General features: G+C 44.5%; 1 rRNA gene. It reads left to right on the forward strand.

The features are described 5' to 3' along the window. A 16S ribosomal RNA gene (locus M3636_RS29275) occupies positions 1 to 81 on the forward strand; the annotation flags it as partial. Positions 82 to 265: the final 184 nt, after the last annotated feature.

Raw genomic sequence — 265 nt, forward strand, 5'->3', positions numbered from 1 at the left:
CCGCCGAAGGTGGGATAGATGATTGGGGTGAAGTCGTAACAAGGTAGCCGTATCGGAAGGTGCGGCTGGATCACCTCCTTTCTATGGAGAATCGTTTCCCGTAGCGGAAACATTCAAATATGCAGCTAAGCTGCAAACTACTCACTCGTTGCTCAGTTTTGAGAGCTCAAACTCTCAAACAGCTTGCTTTTGCATGGAGCTTGTTCTTTGAAAACTAGATATCGAAACGAAAGTAAATGCGAATTAGAACATTCCTTTTTAGCTG

Source organism: Paenibacillus sp. MER 99-2, from assembly GCF_023714095.1.
Taxonomy (GTDB): Bacteria; Bacillota; Bacilli; order Paenibacillales; family Paenibacillaceae; genus Paenibacillus.